The sequence below is a fragment of the Microbacterium oxydans genome (genome assembly GCF_900095745.1).
GTDB classification, from domain to species: domain Bacteria; phylum Actinomycetota; class Actinomycetes; order Actinomycetales; family Microbacteriaceae; genus Microbacterium; species Microbacterium oxydans_B.
Genome location: NZ_FMIR01000006.1, coordinates 158,756 through 178,841, shown reverse-complemented (window position 1 = coordinate 178,841; position 20,086 = coordinate 158,756). Strand labels below are relative to the sequence as shown.

24 protein-coding genes are annotated in these 20,086 nt (G+C 68.6%); 16 read left to right on the top strand and 8 right to left on the bottom strand.

Annotated elements, in window-relative coordinates; translation table 11 throughout:
• Positions 1–45 precede the first annotated feature (45 nt).
• On the top strand, positions 46–1,284 hold the full coding sequence (locus BQ2383_RS01635; RefSeq protein WP_091028270.1) for an MFS transporter: 1,239 nt from the start codon (positions 46–48) through the stop codon (positions 1,282–1,284).
• Between the two features lie 4 nt (positions 1,285–1,288).
• Here BQ2383_RS01635 and BQ2383_RS01630 read toward each other — a convergent pair whose 3' ends face one another.
• Positions 1,289–1,936 (bottom strand): response regulator, encoded by a 648-nt coding sequence (locus BQ2383_RS01630; protein ID WP_091028268.1) that lies wholly within the window; start codon positions 1,934–1,936, stop codon positions 1,289–1,291.
• The gene (locus BQ2383_RS01625) at positions 1,933–3,129 is read right to left on the bottom strand and encodes a sensor histidine kinase (RefSeq protein WP_091028265.1); all 1,197 of its coding nucleotides are present in this window, start codon (positions 3,127–3,129) and stop codon (positions 1,933–1,935) included. Before BQ2383_RS01625 ends, BQ2383_RS01630 begins: the two co-directional genes overlap by 4 nt.
• Positions 3,130–3,245: 116 nt before the next feature.
• Here BQ2383_RS01625 and BQ2383_RS01620 point away from each other — a divergent pair, with 116 nt between their 5' ends.
• Positions 3,246–4,139, top strand: coding sequence for a GAP family protein (locus tag BQ2383_RS01620; RefSeq protein ID WP_091028264.1), 894 nt, complete (start codon positions 3,246–3,248; stop codon positions 4,137–4,139).
• Between the two features lie 56 nt (positions 4,140–4,195).
• A complete protein-coding gene (nucS, locus tag BQ2383_RS01615) occupies positions 4,196–4,891 on the top strand; it encodes an endonuclease NucS (RefSeq protein ID WP_029264137.1) in 696 nt (231 codons plus the stop codon).
• 27 nt (positions 4,892–4,918) lie between these two features.
• On the opposite strand, the gene BQ2383_RS01610 is transcribed toward nucS, so the two are convergent.
• Positions 4,919–5,230 (bottom strand): response regulator, encoded by a 312-nt coding sequence (locus BQ2383_RS01610; protein WP_091028261.1) that lies wholly within the window; start codon positions 5,228–5,230, stop codon positions 4,919–4,921.
• A gap of 143 nt (positions 5,231–5,373) precedes the next feature.
• Here BQ2383_RS01610 and BQ2383_RS01605 point away from each other — a divergent pair, with 143 nt between their 5' ends.
• The gene (locus BQ2383_RS01605; RefSeq protein ID WP_091028259.1) at positions 5,374–6,039 is read left to right on the top strand and encodes an HAD hydrolase-like protein; all 666 of its coding nucleotides are present in this window, start codon (positions 5,374–5,376) and stop codon (positions 6,037–6,039) included.
• Between the two features lie 136 nt (positions 6,040–6,175).
• Here BQ2383_RS01605 and BQ2383_RS01600 read toward each other — a convergent pair whose 3' ends face one another.
• Entirely contained in the window at positions 6,176–6,382 is a 207-nt protein-coding gene (locus BQ2383_RS01600; protein WP_028501254.1) for a cold-shock protein, read from the bottom strand.
• 569 nt (positions 6,383–6,951) lie between these two features.
• Here BQ2383_RS01600 and BQ2383_RS01595 point away from each other — a divergent pair.
• Genes BQ2383_RS01595 through BQ2383_RS01585 form a run of 3 tightly spaced genes read left to right on the top strand, consistent with a single transcriptional unit; the run spans position 6,952 to position 10,662 of the window.
• Complete coding sequence (locus tag BQ2383_RS01595; protein ID WP_279627343.1) at positions 6,952–7,776, top strand: shikimate 5-dehydrogenase; 825 nt, start codon at positions 6,952–6,954, stop codon at positions 7,774–7,776.
• Between the two features lie 32 nt (positions 7,777–7,808).
• A complete protein-coding gene (locus tag BQ2383_RS01590) occupies positions 7,809–9,647 on the top strand; it encodes a substrate-binding and vWA domain-containing protein (RefSeq protein ID WP_091028255.1) in 1,839 nt (612 codons plus the stop codon).
• Positions 9,648–9,654: 7 nt separating this feature from the next.
• The gene (locus BQ2383_RS01585; RefSeq protein ID WP_140403284.1) at positions 9,655–10,662 is read left to right on the top strand and encodes a hypothetical protein; all 1,008 of its coding nucleotides are present in this window, start codon (positions 9,655–9,657) and stop codon (positions 10,660–10,662) included.
• On the opposite strand, the gene BQ2383_RS01580 is transcribed toward BQ2383_RS01585, so the two are convergent.
• The gene (locus BQ2383_RS01580; RefSeq protein WP_091028248.1) at positions 10,640–11,122 is read right to left on the bottom strand and encodes an SRPBCC family protein; all 483 of its coding nucleotides are present in this window, start codon (positions 11,120–11,122) and stop codon (positions 10,640–10,642) included. The two genes, BQ2383_RS01585 and BQ2383_RS01580, sit on opposite strands and share 23 nt — an antisense overlap.
• A 147-nt stretch (positions 11,123–11,269) precedes the next feature.
• On the opposite strand from BQ2383_RS01580, the gene BQ2383_RS01575 reads away from it, so the two are divergent.
• The 3 genes from BQ2383_RS01575 to BQ2383_RS01565 all read left to right on the top strand — a co-directional run bounded on the left by BQ2383_RS01575 (position 11,270) and on the right by BQ2383_RS01565 (position 13,755).
• Positions 11,270–12,454 (top strand): alcohol dehydrogenase catalytic domain-containing protein, encoded by a 1,185-nt coding sequence (locus tag BQ2383_RS01575; protein WP_091028242.1) that lies wholly within the window; start codon positions 11,270–11,272, stop codon positions 12,452–12,454.
• A gap of 72 nt (positions 12,455–12,526) precedes the next feature.
• Positions 12,527–12,772, top strand: a complete 246-nt coding sequence (locus BQ2383_RS01570; RefSeq protein WP_091028239.1) for a hypothetical protein — start codon at positions 12,527–12,529, stop codon at positions 12,770–12,772.
• On the top strand, positions 12,769–13,755 hold the full coding sequence (locus tag BQ2383_RS01565; protein WP_091028236.1) for a Clp protease N-terminal domain-containing protein: 987 nt from the start codon (positions 12,769–12,771) through the stop codon (positions 13,753–13,755). The genes BQ2383_RS01570 and BQ2383_RS01565 overlap by 4 nt, the downstream gene beginning before the upstream one ends.
• Positions 13,756–13,818: 63 nt before the next feature.
• Here the strand turns inward: BQ2383_RS01565 and BQ2383_RS19565 are convergent, their stop codons facing one another.
• A complete protein-coding gene (locus tag BQ2383_RS19565; RefSeq protein ID WP_258131296.1) occupies positions 13,819–13,953 on the bottom strand; it encodes a hypothetical protein in 135 nt (44 codons plus the stop codon).
• A gap of 195 nt (positions 13,954–14,148) precedes the next feature.
• On the opposite strand from BQ2383_RS19565, the gene BQ2383_RS01560 reads away from it, so the two are divergent.
• The 5 genes from BQ2383_RS01560 (at position 14,149) to BQ2383_RS01540 (ending at position 17,559) form a co-directional block, all read left to right on the top strand.
• Positions 14,149–15,300 (top strand): calcium:proton antiporter, encoded by a 1,152-nt coding sequence (locus BQ2383_RS01560; protein WP_091028233.1) that lies wholly within the window; start codon positions 14,149–14,151, stop codon positions 15,298–15,300.
• A gap of 109 nt (positions 15,301–15,409) precedes the next feature.
• Positions 15,410–15,907, top strand: coding sequence for a MarR family winged helix-turn-helix transcriptional regulator (locus BQ2383_RS01555; protein ID WP_091028231.1), 498 nt, complete (start codon positions 15,410–15,412; stop codon positions 15,905–15,907).
• Positions 15,904–16,707: an SDR family oxidoreductase gene (locus BQ2383_RS01550; RefSeq protein ID WP_091028228.1), complete on the top strand. Its 804-nt coding sequence runs from the start codon at positions 15,904–15,906 to the stop codon at positions 16,705–16,707. The genes BQ2383_RS01555 and BQ2383_RS01550 overlap by 4 nt, the downstream gene beginning before the upstream one ends.
• Positions 16,708–16,993: 286 nt before the next feature.
• The gene (locus tag BQ2383_RS01545; protein WP_091028224.1) at positions 16,994–17,260 is read left to right on the top strand and encodes a hypothetical protein; all 267 of its coding nucleotides are present in this window, start codon (positions 16,994–16,996) and stop codon (positions 17,258–17,260) included.
• Entirely contained in the window at positions 17,257–17,559 is a 303-nt protein-coding gene (locus BQ2383_RS01540; RefSeq protein ID WP_091028220.1) for a hypothetical protein, read from the top strand. Before BQ2383_RS01545 ends, BQ2383_RS01540 begins: the two co-directional genes overlap by 4 nt.
• A 25-nt stretch (positions 17,560–17,584) precedes the next feature.
• On the opposite strand, the gene BQ2383_RS01535 is transcribed toward BQ2383_RS01540, so the two are convergent.
• Positions 17,585–18,223 carry a hypothetical protein gene (locus BQ2383_RS01535; protein ID WP_140403283.1) on the bottom strand — a complete coding sequence of 213 codons (639 nt, stop codon included), beginning with the start codon at positions 18,221–18,223 and terminating at the stop codon, positions 17,585–17,587.
• 124 nt (positions 18,224–18,347) lie between these two features.
• Positions 18,348–18,791, bottom strand: coding sequence for a winged helix-turn-helix transcriptional regulator (locus BQ2383_RS01530; protein ID WP_091028212.1), 444 nt, complete (start codon positions 18,789–18,791; stop codon positions 18,348–18,350).
• Positions 18,792–18,881: 90 nt separating this feature from the next.
• Between BQ2383_RS01530 and BQ2383_RS01525 the strand changes: the two genes are divergently transcribed.
• Positions 18,882–20,081 (top strand): MFS transporter, encoded by a 1,200-nt coding sequence (locus BQ2383_RS01525; protein WP_091028208.1) that lies wholly within the window; start codon positions 18,882–18,884, stop codon positions 20,079–20,081.
• Positions 20,082–20,086 lie beyond the last annotated feature (5 nt).

The window sequence follows — 20,086 nt, the reverse complement described above, 5'->3', positions numbered from 1 at the left end:
CGCTTCCGTTCCCCCGGGTCGAATCGATTCGATAGGCTGTCCGGCATGGAAGCAGCCCTGACCCGTTCGCAGTTCGTCCGCTGGCGCGCCGCGATCTTCGCCATCTTCCTGGCGAGCGGCCTCTCGATCGCGACCTGGGCGTCGCGCGTGCCGGGGATCAAGCAGGCGCTCGAGCTCGACAACGCGCAGGTCGGGATGCTGCTTCTCGGCATGGGTGTCGCCTCGATCATCGGCATCTCGACGAGTCCCGCGGTGATGGCGCGCACCGGCGCCCGCCGCGGCATGCTGGCGGCGATGCTCATGTTCGCGCTGGGCATCGCACTCGTGGGCCTCGGCGCGACGGTGTTCGGCTCGGTGGCCGTCGTCCTCCTCGGCATGGCCCTGTTCGGATTCGGCAACGGCTGCGTCGACGTGATGATGAACGTCGAGGCCACCGCGATCGAGCAGCAGATGGGCCGCACGATCCTCCCCGTCTTCCACGCCTTCTTCAGCTTCGGAACCGTCATCGGCGCCGGCATCGGCGCCCTCGCCGCCCACCTCGCGATCGATGTCGCGACACATGCGGTGACCATGGGCGTGCTGATCGCCGTGATCGCGGTGGTCTGCTTCTTCCAGGTGCCGGTGCGTGCGGCCGCGCTCGACCCGGAGGATCACGTCAAGCCGCCGTTCCGTGCGCGCATGCACACCGCGCTCGAGGCCTGGCGCGAACCCCGCACCTACCTGATCGGCGTCGTCATGCTCGGCATGTCGTTCGCCGAGGGCGGCGCCAACGACTGGATCGCGCTCGGCACCGAACAGGGTCATGGTTTCGCCGAGGGCACGGGAGCCGTGTCGCTCGCCGTGTTCTCCATCGGGATGACGACGGTGCGCCTGTTCGGCGGCCCCCTCGTCGACCGATTCGGACGCGTCCTGGTGCTGCGGATCCTCGCGGTCGCCGCGGCATCGGGGATCCTGCTGTTCATCCTCGCGCCCACCTTCCCGCTCGTGCTCGTCGGCGCGGCGCTCTGGGGCATCGGGGCCTCCCTCGGCTTCCCTCTCGGCATGTCCGCCGCCGCAGACGACCCGGCCAAGGCGGCGGCTCGCGTGAGCGCGGCCGCCACGATCGGCTACATCTCGTTCCTCGGCGGCCCGCCCGTGCTCGGCGTCATCAGCGAACACATCGGCCTGCTGAACACCCTGTTCATCCTGGTGGCCCTGGTCGTCATGTCCGGACTGTTCTCGGGCGCGGCCCGCCCGCTGCGCGACGACGAGAAGACCCCGGCGGCGAGCGCGGAGCAGCGCTGAGCGCTCAGTCCTCGCGGCCGCGCACGATCGCGGCCGCGTGCGAGCGGCTGCGCGCACCGAGCTTGGTCAGCACGTTCGACACGTGCGTCTTGACCGTGGGCACCGAGATGCGCAGGCGCGCCGCGAGCTGCGCATTCGACCAGCCCTGCAGGATGCCGTCGAGGACCTCCCGTTCGCGGACGGTCAGGTCGGGCTGCTCCGTCGCACTCGATGCCGGTGGCGGTGCCGCCACGCCCTGGGCCACGGCGGCGAGCGCGCGTCGCGTCACCCGAGGGTCCAACGCACCCTCTCCGGCAGCGACGGAGCGCACCGCCTGAACGAGCGCGGGGGCATCGACCGTCTTGAGGAGGAAGCCGACGGCACCCGCGCGTATCGCCCCGAGGACGAGCTCATCCTCATCGAAGCTGGTCAGCACGAGCACGTCGCCGAGTCCTCGTTCGACGATCTCCCGTGTGGCGGAGACGCCGTCCCTGCCGGGCATCCGCAGATCCATGAGCACCACGTCGGGTCGCAGGGCCGCCGCGTTGCGCACGGCGACGTCGCCGTCCGCCGCCTCGCCGACCACGGTGATCCCGTGCGCCTCGAGCATGATCCGCAATCCCGCTCTGATGGCGCCGTGGTCGTCGGCGAGCAGTACGGTTGGCGCGCTCATACGCGCACCTCGAGCGGAAGCCGGCCCTCGACGGACCACCCGTCCGGGACGGGGCCCGCCGAGAAGAATCCGCCGAGCGCTCCCACGCGCTCCCGCAGCATCTGCAGACCCCACCCTTCGCCTCCGTGCGCGGCTGCCGCGCTGGCCACACCTCCGCGGGACCGGACCCTCACCTGCACCTCGGCGTTCCGCTCCACGATCTCGATGTCGACCTCGGCGCCGCCCGCGTGCCGGATGCAGTTCGTCAGGGCTTCCCGCACGATGCGGACGACGGCCTGCTCTGCGGCGGCTCCGAGCTCGGGCTCGTCCGCGGCGTCGAAACGGACCACGAGCCCCGCGCGCTCGGCCTCTCGCACGATGCCGTCGAGATCGGCCCAGCGCGGGGTGGGGACGAGGGCGCCGTCGCCGCGACGGAGCACCGAGATCATCGACCGCAGGGCGCCATGGGCGTCCAGGCCCGCATCGCGCACGGCCTGCAGCGCTTCTCGGTCCTTCGTCTGGTCGGGTGCCGTGGAGAGGGCGGCTTCGGCTCGGATCGCCATCGCCATCACGTGCCCGGCCACCACGTCGTGCAGCTCGCGCGCCATCGCCTCGCGCTCGCGCTGCACGGCTTCGGCGCGGTCCCGTTCGGCGACGGCCGCCGCGTCCTCCGCGCGCTGACGGTGCAGCTCGGCCAGCTCCTGCGCCTGTGAGACCGCGACCGCCCACCAGTAGTCCGTGCCGAAGATCGCACCGAACTGCACCCCGATGAGGACGGCGACCGCGAAGGGCATGTCGGTGAAGAGCCAGGCGACGACGAAGAGGATGACCGTCGCGGCGCTGAGGAGCACCAGAAGAGCGCGCCGGCGACGCGGGCCCGAGAGGAACACCGTCGTCCACAGCACGTCGAGCAGCACGAAGAGCGTCCCGATGCCGCCGACCGTGAGGAGGTCGGCGACGAAGAGGATCGTCACGAGTCCGAGCACGGTCATCGGCAGACGTCGCTTGACGAGCGCGAGCGCACACGCCGGAAGAGCGAAGGCGAGCGCCCACCACGGCGACACCGATCCAGACAGGAGGGAGAACGAGCCCCAGACACCGCGGAATCCGAGTGCGGCCATCACGACGGCGAGGAGCGCCATCCCGGCCGGGTCAGCCCACCCGCGGTGCCGGCGGTACCAGGCGCCGATGCCGTCGTCGACCTGCTCGTGCATGACCTCATGGAACCACGGCGCGGGTGCGGTCGCATCCGTCGAAGGGATGAGGGGCCCGCGGCGAACGATACTTTCGCCCGATCCCCCGCCTCGCCCGCTCGGGCGACAGTGGGGCCATGGAACTCTTCGGCGGGCTCCCGCTCCCCCTCTCCCTCGCGCTGCTGGCGCTGATCGACGGGCTCAGCGTCGGCACACTCCTCATCCCGGTCTTCCTCCTGTTGCACCCCGGGCGCGTGCGTGCCGGACGCATCCTCCTCTACCTCGTGACGATCGCGGTGTTCTACCTCGTCGTCGGCCTCCTCTTCCTGTGGGGGCTGGTGAACCTCGTCGACGTGGCCTCGGACTTCCTCGCCTCGCCGACCGGCCTGGTCGTCCGACTCCTCGTCGGAGCCGCGCTCCTCATCACCGCGTTCGTGATGCCGACCGGCGACAAGCAGTCGAAAGGCGCCTCGGACGCGGCGGGGACTCCGTCCGTCGCGGCTGCGCCCCAGGTCTCTCCATGGACGGGGATGCCCGGGCGCGACACGCCTGCTCCGGCGACGCTGACACCACCTCCGCCCTCCCCTGCCGCAGACCAGGCCGAGGCGACGGCGACTCCTCGCCCCGGCCGCATCACACGCTGGCGTGAGCGCCTGCTCGACCCGCGCACCCGTGGCACCGCCGTCATGGCCGTCGCGATCGCCGCCGGGGTGGTGGAGGTCGCCACGATGCTGCCGTACATCGTCGCGATGACGATGCTCGCGGATGCCGCCGTCGACACCCCGCTGCGTGTGCTCTCACTCGCGGGGTACTGCGCCCTGATGATCCTGCCGGCGATCGTCCTGCTCGTCCTGCGCATCGTCGCCGCTCCCCTCGTTCAGCGCCCGCTCGAACGCTTCGCCGCCTGGATGGAGCGCACGGGCGCCGAGAACACCGCTTGGATCATCGGCATCATCGGGTTCCTCATCGCCCGCTCCGCAGCCACCGAGCTCGGAATCTTCGAGGCGCTCGGCGGGTTCCTCGGCAACTGATCGCCACGCACCCCGAGGCGGCGAACAACAGGACTCCGACGAAGTAGGCTCGACGGGTGCGTCTCGTCATCGCCCGCTGCTCGGTCGACTACACCGGTCGGCTCAATGCCCATCTCCCGCTCGCCACGCGTCTGCTCGTGCACAAGGGAGACGGGAGTCTGCTCGTGCACTCCGACGGCGGAAGTTACAAGCCGCTGAACTGGATGAGCCCGCCCTGCTCGCTGTCGAGCGAGGAACCGGGCGAGGAGGAGGCGAGCGCCGGCGTCGTCGAGGTGTGGCGCGTCACCCACAAGAAGACGGGCGATGCACTGCGCGTGCAGATCTACGAGATCATCCACGACACCTCCCACGAGCTGGGCCTCGATCCGGGACTCCAGAAGGACGGCGTCGAGGCCGACCTGCAGCGGCTGCTCGCCGAGCAGGTGGAGCGCATCTCCGAGGGCGCCACCCTGGTGCGCCGCGAGTACCCGACGGCCATCGGCCCGGTCGACCTGCTGGTGCGGGATGCCGACGGCGCCGCGATCGCGGTGGAGATCAAGCGCCGCGGCGACATCGACGGCGTCGAGCAGCTGACCCGTTACCTCGAACTGCTCGGCCGCGACCCGCACCTCTCCCCCGTGCAGGGAGTATTCGCGGCACAGGAGATCAAGCCCCAGGCCCGTGTGCTCGCCGAGGACCGCGGCATCCGCTGCCTGGTGCTCGACTACGACGACATGAAGGGCATCGAGTCGGGCATCCCCCGGCTGTTCTGAGCCTCTGCCGTCTGATCCCCGCACGGATCAGCGAGCCGCCATCAGCCGCGGAGCCGGACCCTCGAGTCGCGCGACCGCGATCTTCACCTCGGTCATCTCGAGCTCGACGAGACGGAGCCGCTGATCGACCCGGTCGAACCGTTCATTGATCCGCTTGAACCGTTCATCGACCCGTTCGAAGCGGCGGTCGATGCGATCGAACCGCAGTTCGAGCTTCACATCCTGCGCTTCGAAGCGTGCGTCCATCCGAGCGATCATCCAGCCGAACCCGCTGACGATCGCGACCAGAGTCGCCGCTGCTGTCGCCAGCATCGTGATGACTTCTACCGACACGTACATGCCCCCATTCTGACCTGCAACTCCGCTCTTGTCGCGACCTTACATGAGGACATTTCGCCCTCACATAAGGTGTGAGCAAGCTTTTTCGGAGCACAGCTGTGCAGGAGGAATGGCCCTCGCCGCCGGGCCCATAGGCTGGAGGCATGCCCCACTCCCCCTATTCCTGCGTGCTGTGGGACGTCGACGGCACGATCATCGATGCGTCCGTCGGCATCCTCCGCCGGCTGAACGTCGCCCTCACCCATTTCGGCCATCCGGCGCCGACGCGTGAGGAACTGGTGCACTGGATCGGGCCGCCCATGTTCCAGTCGTTCCAGGACCAGGCGGGGATGACGCCCGAGGAGTCCCGCGAGGCGGTCACCTTCTATCGCACGCTCGGCAAGGCCGACGGCTACACCACCGATGTGGCGACGTACCCCGGCGTCACCGACCTCATCCACGAACTGGCGGCGGCGGGCATCCCGCAGGCGACGGCCAGCTCGAAGCCGGAGCACCAGGTCGACGCACTCGTCGACCACTTCGGCCTCCGCACCTCGTTCCAGACGACCGTCGGCGCGACACCCGATGAAGCGACCCTCGCGTCCAAGACCGACATCGTCGCCGAGGCTCTGCGCCGGCTGCGCGAGCTCGGCGCCGACACGTCACGACCGGTACTCATCGGCGACCGGCACCACGATGTCGAGGGCGGCAAGGCCAACGGCGTCCCCGTGATCTTCGTCGGGTGGGGGTTCAGCGACGCGCACGAGGGCGACGACGCGGAGTTCCGCGTGACGAGCGTGGCCGAACTGCGCGCTCTCCTGATCGGCTGACGCCGGCACTGGCGACCCGCGTGCATCCGGCGGTCGCCGTGCCGGCACGCCGGAGCAGACCGCCGGAAGCACAGAACTCCCCGCCGGATGACGCCGTCATGGCGCTCCGGTCGGGGAGTCCTGTGTATCGCCCGTCTCAGACGGGGCGGATGTTCTCTGCCTGCAGGCCCTTCGGGCCCTGTGCCACGTCGAACTCGACTCGCTGGTTCTCTTCGAGAGACCGGTAGCCGGACGATTCGATGGCGGAGTAATGTGCGAAGACGTCAGCGCCTCCGTCGTCGGGGGAGATGAAGCCGAAGCCCTTCTCCGAGTTGAACCACTTAACCGTGCCCTGGGTGCTCATGTACTGCCTGTTCTGCTGATGAAGAAGCCGACGCAGGGATGCCCCGACACCGCTAACGCTAGTGGAGGAGACCCCGAGGGGAATAGCCGCGGCAAGAAGGTAATCCAAATGTTGCACGAGCGGCACATGGCCGTCATGCGGCGGGTTCCCGGGGGCGCGCGAGCGGATGACGCCCAGAAAATGGTGTGGCCCTCACCGCGGGGGGAGCGATGAGGGCCGAAGACGACCGGAGGGTGCGTCAAGAACAGCCTAACTCCTTTTCGGAGCGCGTGTCCCCCTTTTGGGGGACAAATCCGAAAATCGGTGTGCAGGACCCGATAGCGACCCCCTCGAGCAGTCCATTGGGGACTGAACTACTCGAGGGGGCCCAATCGCATGCACGGATCGTCTTGCCCCTGGGGTGGGCCGTCCGTCTCCTGGGGAGAGACGGAGACGATCAATCCCCTTGTGCACGCACCTTCACCATAGGGGAGTGCGCACGGTCCCGTCACGGACCTCCTCCGGGTGAGATCGACCCACGTCGGGCACTGCTCCCGGTGCCCGAAAGGACGCGGAGGTAGCCTGATGCGGTGACGCTGCTCAACAAGGACATGACGCTCTGCATCTCGCTGTCGGCGCGGCCGAGCAACAACGGGACGCGCTTCCACAACCACCTCTACGAGGCGCTCGGACTCAACTGGATCTACAAGGCCTTCGCTCCGACCGACCTCGCGCAGGCCATCGCCGGCGTGCGCGGACTCGGCATCCGCGGCTGCGCGATCTCCATGCCGTACAAGGAGGACGTGATCGCGCTGGTCGATCGGATGGACCCCTCGGCGACGGCGATCGATTCGGTCAACACGATCGTGAACGACGCGGGCGTGCTCACGGCGTACAACACCGACTACTCCGCGATCGCGCAGCTGATCACGCGCAACGAGCTGGATCCCGCAGCCTCCGTACTGCTTCGCGGCTCCGGCGGCATGGCCAAGGCCACCGCAGCCGCCTTCCGCGACGCCGGCTTCACCGACGTCACCGTCGTCGCGCGGAACGAATCCAACGGGCGCGCACTCGCCGACCTGTACGACTTCGCCTGGGCGGCGGAAGTCGGCGATGCGACGGCGGACATCCTCGTCAATGTCACTCCGATCGGGATGGCCGGTGGCGCAGAGGAGCACACGCTCGCGTTCTCGGAGGCGGCGATCGGGGCGGCATCCGTCGTCTTCGACGTCGTCGCGCTGCCCGCGGAGACACCCCTGATCATCGCGGGCCGCGCGGCAGGCAAGACCCTGATCACCGGGGCCGAGGTCGCGACTCTGCAGGCTCTCGAGCAGTTCGTGCTCTACACCGGCATCCGCCCGAGTGTGGAGCAGGTGCAGGCGGCTGAGGAGTTCATGCGCACCGGAACCGCGTGATCGGGAGCCCGATACATCGGTACCCTTGGCGCATGAGCGCCCCTCGCACCGCACGAAGGACCACCATCCGGCGAACACCTGCCGCCCTGGCGACGGCGGCGATCGTCGCGCTGGTGCTGGCGGCCTGCACCGGTGGGGGAGAAGAGCCCACCCCCGACGACAGCCAGGGTTTTCCCGACGACGGCTGCACGCACATCACCGTGGCGACCTCGTCGGAGAAGGTCAACATGCTCGACGAGCTGGCGACCGCGTTCAAGGACTCTCCGGAGCACGACAAGCTCGACACCTGCGCCACCGTGCGTCCGACGAACGTCTCATCCGGCAACGCCGCCCGCTACCTGACATCCGGCGAGGACTGGCCGAGCGACGACCGTGCACTGTGGCCCACCCTGTGGTCGCCCGCATCCACCGTCTGGACCGACCGTGTCGCGGCGGCCGCCTCGCAGAACCTCGTCGGCACACCCGCATCCTTCACCCGCACCCCCGTCGTGTTCGGCATGCCCGAGCCGATGGCCAAGGCGCTCGGCTGGCCGGACAAGCCGATCAGCATCACCGACCTCGAGGGCCTGTGCCAGGACCCCGACGGCTGGGGGAGCGTGGGCAAGGACATCTGGGGCGCCTTCAAGATCTCGAAGACGAACCCGAACACCTCGACCACCGGGCTGTCGACCATCCTGATGCAGTCGTACGAGGCGTCGGGCAAGGCGGAGGGGCTGACCTCGGCGGATGTGGATGCCGCAGCCGACTTCTCCCGCGTGTTCGAGGAGTGCGTGATCCACTACGGCGACACCACGGGCAACGTGCTGTCGACGCTGTACGACGAGACGCAGAACGGCGCCAACGGCTCGGCCTACGTGTCGGCGGTCGCACTCGAGGAGACCTCGCTGCTCAACTACAACAAGGGCAACCCCGACTCGCACACCGTGCAGCCGGGAGAGACCCTGGTCCCGCCGAAGACCAAGCTGGTCGCCGTGTACCCGGAGGGCGGTTCGATGTGGTCGGACAACCCCGTCACCGTGCTCGGTGCCGACTGGGTGACGCCGGAGCAGCGCACGGCGGGTGAGGCCTTCGCCGCGTTCCTGCAGACCGAGGCCGCGCAGACGATCCTTCCCGAGTACGGTTTCCGTCCGCTCGACGAATCGGTCCCGCTGGGCGACCTGTTCACCGCGAACTTCGGTGTCGATCCCGCACAGCCCACCGTGACGCTGCCGAAGCCCGAGGTCGACGTGATCTCCACCGCGATCGACCAGTGGACGCAGGTTCGCAAGCCCTCATCCGTGCTCGAGCTCATCGACATCTCCGGCTCGATGGACGAGCCGATCGGCGACGGACGCTCCCGGCTCGACGGGGCGATCCAGGGCGCACAGTCGACGCTCGACCATTTCCGCTCCACCGACGAGGTCGGCGTCTGGGCGTTCACCACCGGCGTCTCCTCCGACGAGGGCGAGAGCATCCAGGTGCTTCGCGGGGTCACGCCTCTGGGGGCCGACGGCGAGAAGCTCGACTCCTCCCTCGACGACCTCCGTTACGCCGAGCGCAACGGCACACCGCTGTACGACGCGGTGCTCACCGCGTACGAGGCCATGAGCGAGCGGGCAGAGCCCGGACGGATCAACGCGATCGTGGTGCTCTCGGACGGTGAGGACACCGACTCGACGACTTCACTCGACTCGCTGATCGCGAAGATCGGCAAGAGCACGAAGGAGGGCGGCACCGACGCCCCGGTGCGGATCTTCCCGATCGCCTACAGCGCGGCGGCTGACACCTCGGTGCTGCAGCGGATCGCCGATGCCACCGGGGGCCAGATGTTCGACGCGTCGGACGCCGAGCGCATCGACCTCGTCTTCGCCTCCGTGATCAACAACTTCTGAGGTGGGCATGATCATCGTCGCGGCATCCGACCTGAGCGGGGTCACCGACACTGTCGCCGGCGCTCTGCAATCGGGGAACGTCTACGTGGCCCCCGATGTGAAGGGCGGGGACTCCCTGACCGCCGCGCTCACCGATGTCCTTCCCGCTGACGGCTCGATCGCGGTCGTGGTGCTGCCGACGGATGCCGATCTCGGCGCGGCATTCGACCTCGAACTGCTCAACCGGATCACCAAGGAGGCCCCGCAGAAGACCGTGGTGCTCGCCATCGGGGACGACCTCCAAGCCGCGTCGACAGCCATCGAAAGCACAGAGGCGCTGCGGATCGCCAACGAGAACGAGGCAGCGGCGGGCGACACCCAGACCGCGCTCGTCGAGACCGTGCAGCAGATCGTCGAAGAGACCCCCTCCTCTCCGGGTGCGAGCGGCACCGGTGGAGGAGCGGACTGGTTGCTGCCCGTCGTGATCAGCGGCGCCGTCCTGCTCGCGGCGGGCGGCACGGCGATCGGACTGCTCGCCCGACGCCGTCGCACGCCGAAGACCGCGGCGGATCCGGTTCCTCGCGGCATCCGCCTGCGGGTGAACCGACTGCGCGAGCTGCGGGTCGACTACGCGAACCTGCCGAACAACCCGGTGGCCGCGGAGACGGCCGCGGGCATCGACGCGCTCGCCTCACACGTCGAGCAGCTCTTCGTGCGACTCGACGCCAAGGCAGAGACCGACCAGGTCGCTCTGGCCGAGGCGGAGTACTCCGATAAGCTCGCCCGCCTCGTCGCCGCGCTGGAGCCCGACTATCTGCTCGACCTGCTCACCCGGCCCGACCTGTGGGATGCGCCGGAGGAACGGATCGCCGAGGTGCGCGAGGCGCTGGCGGCGGTGACGACGCAGATCGTCGACAACATCAAGCAGGTCAATGCCCGCAAGGGACTGCTGTTCCAGGTGTCGCTCGACTCGCTCATCGGTCGCTCCGAGCTGCGCGACTGGGAGCGGCAGTTCAAGAAGAACTCGGGGGAGTGACCCCGCCCGGGCTCCTGTCGTCGTCACCCGCTCGACCCTCGGCGAGATAGGCGAGCCGGTGCAGTGTCTCGGCGTTGCGCCAGCGCAGCATCGGCGTGGTGAGGAATCGGGGGATGAGCGCCGCCGGCCCCTTCACGGGTTCCTCGTCGATGCGCACCTGACAGCCCGATGCCGTCGTGCGCGCGCGCAGCGTGACCTTGGCCTCGCCCATCGGCCAGCCGCGCGCGGTGAGCACCATCCGGTGCGGCGCATCCCACTCCTGCACCTCGGTCCTGTCATCGAGCAGCGCCGGCCACACACCGAAGGAATGATGCAACTGCGCGCCGACCTCGGGCCAGGACTCATCGACGTCGCGCATGCGCGAGGCTCCGACCACCCATCCGGGATACAGCCAGCCGTTCGCGAGCACGCGGAACACATCTTCCGTGGTGCAGGTCAGGTCACGAGTGTTCGTCGCCATGATTCCTCCGTCCGCGATCATCCTGCACGCCCGGAGACGACCGCAGAAGACGCTTGACACGGGCGGCTGCGCGTCTGTCAACCCGGTTGGCTGTACCGCATCCCTCGACGAACGTGGGCCGACACGGACCGATGATCGGAGGACACCATGAAGGCACTCACCTGGCAGGGCAAGCGCAACGTGACCGTCGAGGAGGTCGCCGATCCGGTCATCCACGAACCCACGGACGCCATCATCCGTGTCACCTCCTCCGCGATCTGCGGATCGGATCTGCACCTGTACGAGTTGCTCGGGCCGTTCCTCGATCGCGGAGACATCCTGGGCCATGAGCCGATGGGAGTCGTCGTCGAGGTCGGTGCGGGCGTCACGAAGCTGTCGGTCGGCGACCGCGTGGTGATCCCGTTCAACATCTCGTGCGGCGAGTGCTTCCTCTGCCGGCGCGGACTGCAGTCCCAGTGCGAGACCACGCAGGTGCGGGAGTACGGCAGCGGGGCGGCGCTGTTCGGGTACACGAAGCTCTACGGCCAGGTTCCGGGCGGACAGGCCGAGTATCTGCGGGTGCCGCTTGCCGACTACAACCACATCCCGGTGGCGTCCGACCTGCCCGACGAGCGCTACCTCTTCCTCAGCGACATCCTCCCCACGGCCTGGCAGGGCGTCGAGTACGCGCAGGTTCCGGAGGGCGGGACGCTCGCCGTGATGGGCCTCGGGCCGGTCGGACAGTTCGTCTCGCGCATCGGACGGCATCGCGGGTATCGGGTGCTCGCGGTCGATCCGGTGCCGGAGCGGCGGGCGATGGCCGAGCGCCACGGCATCGAGACGTTCGACCTGACCAACACCGTCGTCGAGGAGCTGCGGGATCTGACCGAGGGGCGCGGCGCCGACTCGGTGGTGGATGCCGTGGGACTCGAGGCGCACGGCAACTCGGGAGTCGAGTTCCTGCAGAAGGCGGTCGGGCTGCTTCCCGACCCGGCCGCGCGCCAGGTGTTCGACAAGGCCGGGGTCGACCGGCTCGCCGCCGTCTACGCCTCGATCGATGTCGTGCGCCGGGGCGGAACCGTGTCGCTGAGCGGTGTGTACGCGGGGGACGCCGACATCATGCCCATGAAGACCCTCTTCGACAAGCAGATCACCCTGCGCATGGGGCAGTGCAACGTGAAGAACTGGGTCGACGACCTGCTGCCCCTCGTGGAGGATGCCGCCGATCCGCTGGGCGTCATGGACCTGACCACCCATCACGCACCGCTCGACGATGCGCCCGACCTGTACCGCACGTTCCAGAAGAAGGAGGACGGCTGCATCAAGGTCGTGCTGCATCCGTCGACCGTCTGAGGGGCCTCGCCGCGAACCCGGCGAAGCAACCCAGGTTGACATTGTGGTCGCGAGCAACGTAGGTTGACAGACATGGAATCCCTCGATGTCGCACAGATCGCCGCGGACACGACAGACCCCCGTGCGGGACTGCGGGCGGTCGCCTCCTTGCGCACCCTCGCCGATGCCCTCGAACTGCGCCAGGTCGAAGCCGGATTGCGCTCCGGCATGAGCTGGCAAGCCATCGCCGATGCCCTGGGTGTGACTCGGCAGGCCGTGCACAAGAAGCACTCGAAGCGGATCGATCCGACTATCGTCGTCCCCCGGAGGAACTCATGAGCCGGTTGATCGACGCCGCCGCCACCATGCACGCGCTGTCACTGGCCGCGATGGAGGAAGCCTCCCGTTTCGGCGTGCGTGACGCCGACATCGATCACCTCCTGCTCGCCCTGACGATCGACCCCGACACCGGCGGGCAGATCCTGCGAAGCATGGGCGCGGGCCTGAACGCGGCGCGTGCGGCCGTGACTGCCCAGCACGCGGCTCAGCTCGACCTCGTGGGCATCGCCTCCGACACGGACAGCACCGGTCGCATCGTGTTCCACGAGACCTCGGGCTACGAATGGACCGAACGGGCGATCGCGGTGTGGAAAGAGGCGTCGAGTGGAGGTCGCCGGGGTGACTCCGCAGCGGTGCTGCGTGCACTCGTGGACGAGCCGAGCGGTCTCATCGAGGCGATCCTGCGACGACTCGACCTCGACCCGGATGCGCTGCGGACCCGCCTCGACGACGCGCGGCGATTCGGCCTCTCGCGGCGCCCGACATTCACCGAGAACACCTTCTCCGGCACGCGTGCGGTCTTCGTGCCCGCGTCGCTCGACGACGTGTGGGAACTGCTGTCGTCGGCGACCCGTATCCCCGAGTGGGACCATGTGGTCGACGAGGTCGACGCGCCCGCAGCGGCCACCGGCCCCTGGGAGGCGAGGACGAGGACCACCAGCCGCGACGGCAAGGCGATTCCCGTCAAGGATCCCGTCCGGCGGCAGTTGATCCACCTCGATCGTTCCGAGGACCGGGCGTTCGTCACCTGGCGCTTCACGTATCCGGACTCCGACAACGGGGTCCCGCGAGTGGTGGCCTTCGCGCTCGAACATGCCGCAGGCGGAATGCAACTTCGGGTGACCCTCACATGGGAGACCGTCCCGCGCCGCCGCCGGGCCCTCCGTCGCGTCCGCCGCGCACTGCTGGGGCCGATCCTCCGGCTCCTCGTCTACATCCAACTCACCCAGATCGAGAGCGGCATCACCCGCGTCTTCCGGTGAGGGACGGAGTCGGCGGATGCATCACCGCCCACACGAGGATGCATCCGCCGTCGTCGAATCCGATCAGCCCTTGGCGCCCTTACGCGGCTTGATGAACTCGGCTGGTGCGTTCTTCTCCCGCTTCGCAGCGCGCTTCTCCTTGAGCGATAGCTGCGGCGTCTTCTTGCTGTCGCGACCCTGGATGGACTTTCCGGACATGGTTACTCGCTTCCCCTTCGGTGGCTGGCGTAACCTCCGACCATAGCCAGCCTCCCAGGGAAGTCAAATTTCGCCCTGACCGGGAAATTTTTGCTAAGCTATGACGGCGAGAAATGCGTTGACACAACGCTGCGAACGGGACGACCCGGTCGTGGTCATCAGTCGGGGACGACCCCACCTCGAAGGAGTCCTGCGATGTCACGCGCGGAATGGAAACGACTGATCGGACCGACGGACATCGTCCGCGTCGCTCTCGGGTGGGGCGCATTCGCGGCCCTGCTCCTGCTGCACCCGGTACTGGCGCCGCCTGTGCCCGGCCCGGTCCTCGTGATCGCTCTCGTCGCGATCATCGTCGTGATCCTCGTCTGCGCATTCGGGGTGGTGAAGCAGGCCGAGGCGCTCGCACATCGACTCGGCGACCCCTACGGATCCCTCGTCCTGACGCTCTCGATCGTGCTGATCGAGGTCATCCTGATCTCGGCCGTCATGCTCGGACCGGGCGAGCATGCGACCATCGCCCGCGACTCGGTGATGGCCGTCGCGATGATCATCATGAACCTCGTCATCGGTCTGGCGCTCCTCCTCGGCGGCCTCCGCCACCGCGGCATGGCCCACAACCGCACGGGCACCTCGGCCTACCTGTCGATGCTGGTGGTGCTGGTCGCCCTCGCGTTCGGACTCCCTGCGCTCATCGGGACGGACGGCTCGTACACGACGGGGCAGGAGATCCCCATCATCGTGCTCACCCTCGTGCTCTACGCGTTCTTCCTCTACCGGCAGATGGGCGCACAGGCGAGCGACTTCACCGAGGTCGACCCGCGACTGCGGCAGACCGCGCAGCATCAGGACAAGTCGGAGGACACCGGCGGGATCCGGCAGGTGCTGGCCGAGCACCGCACGGAGGTCCTCGTCCGCCTCGCGCTGCTGGTGGTCACCGTCATCCCCATCGTGCTCCTGTCGCACGACATGGCGGCGCTGCTCGACGACGGACTGGGCCGCCTCGGCGCTCCGGTCGCCCTCGCCGGCGTGGTCATCGCGGGAATCGTGTTCCTGCCGGAGTCGATCACCGCGGTGCGCGCCGCTCTCGGTGGCGAAGCCCAGCGCGTGAACAACCTCGGCCTCGGAGCGCTGGTCTCCACCGTCGGCCTGACGATTCCTGCAGTCCTGATCATCGGGATGCTCACCGGTCAGACGGTCGTCCTGGCGGAGTCTCCGGCGAACCTGCTGATGCTCGGCGTCACGCTGCTGCTCTCCGTGACCACGTTCGCGGCGAAGCGGGTGACCGCGATGCACGGCGCCGCGCACCTGGTGACGTTCGCGGTCTACGTGATCGTCCTGTTCAGCTGACGGTTCGGATGCCTGCGGGCATGGGGGATCGCGATGTTCACGCTCCGTGGCGGCGAACCGTGACGCGAGAAACAGTTGCCTCAGGCAACTAAAGGCGTAGACTGACGGCATGACGGTCGCAGACGGTGTCGCAGGCATCCATGTCGCGCTCGTCCGGGTCGTCTCCGAGTGGACTGAGAGCGACCTCCAGGCCTCGGTGGCGGAAGGCGTCGGCGTCGCGCTCGACCCCACCGGCATCCGCGCCGTCTATCTGATCGGCCTCAACGGCGGGGCGATGGGTTTCGGGCAGCTCGCCGAGCATGGATCGATATCGCGCCCGACCGCGTCGAAACTGGTCTCCCGCCTGGAGCTGCAGGGCATCGTCGACCGGGTACGCTCCGGACGCACGGTCGAGGTGCGACTGACCGATGCCGGAACGCAGGCCTACGCACGCCTCGTCGCCGCCGGGCATCGCATGGTCGACGACGCACTGGCCGGCTGGGATCCGCGTGAGGTCGAGCAGTTCCAGTCGCAGCTCTCGCGCTTCGTCGTCGCCCTGTCCCGCACGAGCATGCAGCCGTCTCACGACGTCTCCACCGACGTCGCCATCCCCCAGGAGGAAACATGACACGCACGTACATCGTCACCGGCGCCGCCTCCGGCATCGGTGCAGCCACCACCGAGCTGCTGCGCAAGCAGGGCCACACCGTGATCGGGGTCGACCTCGCCGGCACCGAGGTCGAAGGCGACCTGTCGACCCCCGATGGCCGCAGGGCGGCGGCGGATGCGGCCATCACGGCCGCCGGCGGCATGATCGACGCGGTCATCGCGTGTGCCGGCATCGCCGCGCCGGTCTCGAAGACGATGGCCATCAACTACTTCGGCGTGACCGAGTTCCTGGAAGCGCTTCAACCGACGTTGAGCCTCGCCGACCAGCCCCGCGCCGCCGTGGTCTCGTCCATGGCCTCCCTGCAGCCGGTGTCGGCCGAACTCGTCGACGCCGCGCTGAGCGGCGACGAGACGCTGGCACTGTCGATCGGCGACCAGCTCGCGACCACCCCGGAGGCCGGATTCCTGAACTACTCGTCGAGCAAGCGTGCTCTCTCGCGCTGGGTCCGGCGCGAGTCGGTGTCCGCGGCCTGGGCCGGCGCCGGCATCCCCCTCAATGCGGTTGCTCCCGGCACGGTCACCACGCCGATGACGGCAGGACTGCTCGGAAACCCGGAGGGCCTGGCGCAGGTCGACGCCGCGGTGCCGATGCCGCTCAACTACCACCAGCCGGCATCCTCTATCGCCGAGCTACTGGTGTGGTTGACGAGCCCTGCCAACACCCACATGGCCGGCCAGACCATCTACTGCGACGGCGGCGCCGATGCGGTACTGCGCGGCGACGACATCTGGTCTTGGAACGACACTCCGCGCGGCTGACGCGCAGGGGATGACTGGGCCCGATCCGCAGCGGATCGGGCCTTTTCGCATTTCAGTGTCTCGGTTATTTTGAATGACTCAAAATAACGTGATACGGTCAGAGGGAACCGGACGGCCAGATCGTCCTTCCTGCGTCGACATCCGACAGTCTTCGGGAAGGCCCCTGGCCGCAGGACCGCGCGCCGTCCATCGGGGGCACTTCACCCCAGGGCTGTTCGGCGTGCCCGCGCACGAGACCGAGTGCACCCGCATTCGACAGCGTCCGGAGAGACGAGAGGAAACGCTGATGGAAGAGACCCGAACCGGCTGGAAACCGAGCCCGGTGTTCAGCTCGATGCCGCACTCGATGGGCCGCGGCTCACGCGAAGACATCGTGTGGGAGGCGCTCGAACGCGTGAACGGCAAGCCGACGCCCACGATGGGCGCGATGCAGGCCGCCATGGGAAACGAGTCGCAGATCCGCATCGTCCAGGACACGATCCGCGCCTATCTCGACGCGCACGGCCTCCGCGATCTCGCCGACCTGGGCGCCCGTGCCGGGGGTGCCGCGTGAAGGCCCGGCCGGCGCAGGCGGACCTGACCCTGCGCATCCGCCCGGCGGACCTGTGCCGCACGCCGCCGAAGAGCCCGGCTGCCGATCAGTTCATCGCCCATCTCGGCTCGACCGGCCTCGGCAGCGTCTCCTACATCGTCGGGCGACGTGATCCCGCGGCGCCCCGATGGATCGTGCTCGACTACGCCGACGACGCGCATGAGCGAGTATGGCGACGAGCGCGTGCGCACGCAGACGGCGTGCTGTCCTACACCCTCGTCGAGGACGACTCCTCGAACGGGTACCTCACCGTCGCCTGAGGGGAATGCGCTGGGTGAGCCACGGTCATCCTCCGAAGACGACCACTGAACCGGCCCGCGACCTGGCGGCCCGGAGCGCCACGGCGCCCAGAGCCCCGGTGGCGAGGATGCGCACCAGGGTCAGCAGGTTCGAGACGAGGATCATCGCACCTTGGTCGGTCACACTGCCGGACATGAAGGCGACCTCGAGCAGCGACCCGAGGACGACGGCGGCGAGCGCGATCGCAGGGATGAGCCTCCAGGGGCTCGGCAGCGCACTGCGGAGGATGCCGGCGACGATCGCACCGCTCAGCCCCAACTTGACGAGGGCGTTCAGATAGAGCGGTGCCGCCGAGGTGATGCCGAATGAAGCGGTCAGCACCGGTGGAGCCACAGGAAGCCAGACCGCGAGGAGGAAGAGCGAGATGATCGCGACCCTCGGCAGGCGGAGGGTGTGGTCGTCGCGCACAGCCCCGACGCCGGCGGCGACGAGCGCGAGGCTGAAGGCCAGGGTCACCGCGGTCGAGACCCCGATGAGAGCATCCAGGTCAAGCGAACCGGGAAGACTGCGGAACGCGGCCAGCAGTGCCGAGGCGATGAACAGCGCTCCGGATGCCAGCCACCACGGCGACCACCGCGACGGTGCGTCTTCGACCCCGATCACCGGGGAATCAGGTCCACTCATCGTTCACCGCTTCATCGTCCAGGGGCAGGGCCTGCGTTCCACCCTGTCAGAAACCGCAGAGTATCGCCCTAAAGCCCGGACCGAGGGCCCACCGGGCCGACTCCCTCGCGAAGGCAGGACACACTCACCTCACGACGCGGGTGTTCCCACTGGTCAGCGGCGCACCGTCGGCGCCGAGGGGCGCGGATGCGACCACCCGCTCGCCCGCAGCATCGACGAGAGTCGAATGAGATTCCCCGGCAGCGAAGGCATGGCGCTCTCCCCAGCCCCGCAGGGCGAGGATCACCGGGAAGAACTCTTCGCCGGCCGGGGTGAGCTCGTAGTGCTTGCGCTTGGCCGGGGGAGCATCGACCTGCTCGATGAGCCCGTACGCGGCGAGGCGGCGGAGCCTGTCGGCGAGCATGTTGCGTGCGATGCCCGTGCGCTTCTGGAAGTCGGTGAACGTGCGGGCGCCGTCCATCGCGTCGCGGATGATCAGCATGCTCCAGCGGTCACCGACCAGATCGACGGTGCGCGCGACGGGACAGGTCGGATCGGTCCATTGCGGACGATCGGGGGCATCGCTCATGAGATCTCCAAGAGTTGCAATCTGCAACCATTATGCCCTACCGTCACTTTGGTAGCAATTTGCAACCAAAGGAACGATGTGACTCTCCGGATGAAGACACTGCTGGCCGCCATCTGCGCCGTCGCGGTCGCGACGGTCTATGCCGCGCAGCCCGTGCTCGGCGAGATCGGGAAGAGCCTTCAGGTGCCGACCGATGCGCTCGGCTGGCTGGTGTCGGCGGGGCAGCTGGGTTACCTCATCGGCCTCGTCCTGCTCGTACCGCTGGGCGACCGCTTCGACAGGCGACGCCTGATTCCTCTCCATCTGGGCCTGGTGGGCATCGGGATGCTCGCGGTCGCACTCGCTCCGGCCGCGTGGGTGGCGTTCGCCGGATTGGCGTTCGCCGGCCTGTTCGCGGTGGTCGTGCAGACGACGGTGGCCTACGCCGCAGCAGTGTCCGAACCCGGCGAGCGCGGACGGAACCTGGGCTTCGTGACGTCGGGCGTGGTGGTCGGCATCCTCGGCTCGCGGCTGATCGCCGGCATGATGGCCGATCTCTGGGGGTGGCGCAGCATCTACGTCCTTCTCGCGGCGCTCTCCCTCCTGCTGGGGGCCGCAGCACTTCGACTGCTGCCCGTCGATGTGCGCCCGCCATCCCGCCACCACAGCGTCCTCGTCGGCGGCATCGGTCGGCTGCTCACCGAACCGGCCTTCCTCAGCCGGGGCGTGATCGCCTTCTTCATCTTCGCCTCGTTCGGAACGCTCTGGAGCGGGATGGCGCTGCCCCTGTCGGAGGCGCCCTGGCACCTCACGGAGACCCAGATCGGACTCTTCGGCCTGGCCGGCCTGACGGGTGCTCTGGGCGCCGTTCGCGCGGGCCACTGGGCTGACGGCGGTAAGGCGAATCGCGTGACCGGTCTGGCGCTCGTCGCACTCGTCGCCTCCTGGGTGCTGATCGCACAGCTCCCGTGGTCACTGACGCTGCTGGTCGTCGGCATCGTCGTGCTCGACTTCGCCGTTCAGGCCGTGCACGTCAGCAACCAGCACATCCTGACCGCGCAGCATCCGGATCGGGTCTCCACGACCATCGGCGGGTACATGGTCTTCTACTCGCTGGGGTCTGCCGTCGGCGCCGTCACGACGACCGTCTCCTTCAGCGCGTGGGGATGGGCCGGATCCTCGATCCTGGGCGCGGTGTTCGCCGCCGCGGCTCTCGTCGCGTGGGGACTCGGACTTCCCTTCGTCGGGAAGCCCCGGAGTGGCGAGCCGGACTCGGCACGCCACTCGGGCTCGGTCACGCACCGGGAGTGACCGGC

Coding starts and splice junctions, on each gene's coding strand:
- BQ2383_RS01585 (WP_140403284.1), top strand. CDS start 9,655: ATGATCATCGTCGCGGCATCCGACCTGAGCGGGGTCACCGACACTGTC.
- BQ2383_RS01535 (WP_140403283.1), bottom strand. CDS start 18,223: ATGAGTGGACCTGATTCCCCGGTGATCGGGGTCGAAGACGCACCGTCG.
- BQ2383_RS01550 (WP_091028228.1), top strand. CDS start 15,904: ATGACACGCACGTACATCGTCACCGGCGCCGCCTCCGGCATCGGTGCA.
- BQ2383_RS01565 (WP_091028236.1), top strand. CDS start 12,769: ATGAGCCGGTTGATCGACGCCGCCGCCACCATGCACGCGCTGTCACTG.
- BQ2383_RS01625 (WP_091028265.1), bottom strand. CDS start 3,129: ATGCACGAGCAGGTCGACGACGGCATCGGCGCCTGGTACCGCCGGCAC.
- BQ2383_RS01530 (WP_091028212.1), bottom strand. CDS start 18,791: ATGAGCGATGCCCCCGATCGTCCGCAATGGACCGATCCGACCTGTCCC.
- BQ2383_RS01560 (WP_091028233.1), top strand. CDS start 14,149: ATGTCACGCGCGGAATGGAAACGACTGATCGGACCGACGGACATCGTC.
- BQ2383_RS01580 (WP_091028248.1), bottom strand. CDS start 11,122: ATGGCGACGAACACTCGTGACCTGACCTGCACCACGGAAGATGTGTTC.
- BQ2383_RS01605 (WP_091028259.1), top strand. CDS start 5,374: ATGCCCCACTCCCCCTATTCCTGCGTGCTGTGGGACGTCGACGGCACG.
- BQ2383_RS01610 (WP_091028261.1), bottom strand. CDS start 5,230: ATGTACGTGTCGGTAGAAGTCATCACGATGCTGGCGACAGCAGCGGCG.
- BQ2383_RS01570 (WP_091028239.1), top strand. CDS start 12,527: ATGGAATCCCTCGATGTCGCACAGATCGCCGCGGACACGACAGACCCC.
- BQ2383_RS01575 (WP_091028242.1), top strand. CDS start 11,270: ATGAAGGCACTCACCTGGCAGGGCAAGCGCAACGTGACCGTCGAGGAG.
- BQ2383_RS01635 (WP_091028270.1), top strand. CDS start 46: ATGGAAGCAGCCCTGACCCGTTCGCAGTTCGTCCGCTGGCGCGCCGCG.
- BQ2383_RS01590 (WP_091028255.1), top strand. CDS start 7,809: ATGAGCGCCCCTCGCACCGCACGAAGGACCACCATCCGGCGAACACCT.
- BQ2383_RS01620 (WP_091028264.1), top strand. CDS start 3,246: ATGGAACTCTTCGGCGGGCTCCCGCTCCCCCTCTCCCTCGCGCTGCTG.
- BQ2383_RS19565 (WP_258131296.1), bottom strand. CDS start 13,953: ATGTCCGGAAAGTCCATCCAGGGTCGCGACAGCAAGAAGACGCCGCAG.
- BQ2383_RS01630 (WP_091028268.1), bottom strand. CDS start 1,936: ATGAGCGCGCCAACCGTACTGCTCGCCGACGACCACGGCGCCATCAGA.
- BQ2383_RS01525 (WP_091028208.1), top strand. CDS start 18,882: ATGAAGACACTGCTGGCCGCCATCTGCGCCGTCGCGGTCGCGACGGTC.
- BQ2383_RS01555 (WP_091028231.1), top strand. CDS start 15,410: ATGACGGTCGCAGACGGTGTCGCAGGCATCCATGTCGCGCTCGTCCGG.
- BQ2383_RS01545 (WP_091028224.1), top strand. CDS start 16,994: ATGGAAGAGACCCGAACCGGCTGGAAACCGAGCCCGGTGTTCAGCTCG.
- BQ2383_RS01600 (WP_028501254.1), bottom strand. CDS start 6,382: ATGAGCACCCAGGGCACGGTTAAGTGGTTCAACTCGGAGAAGGGCTTC.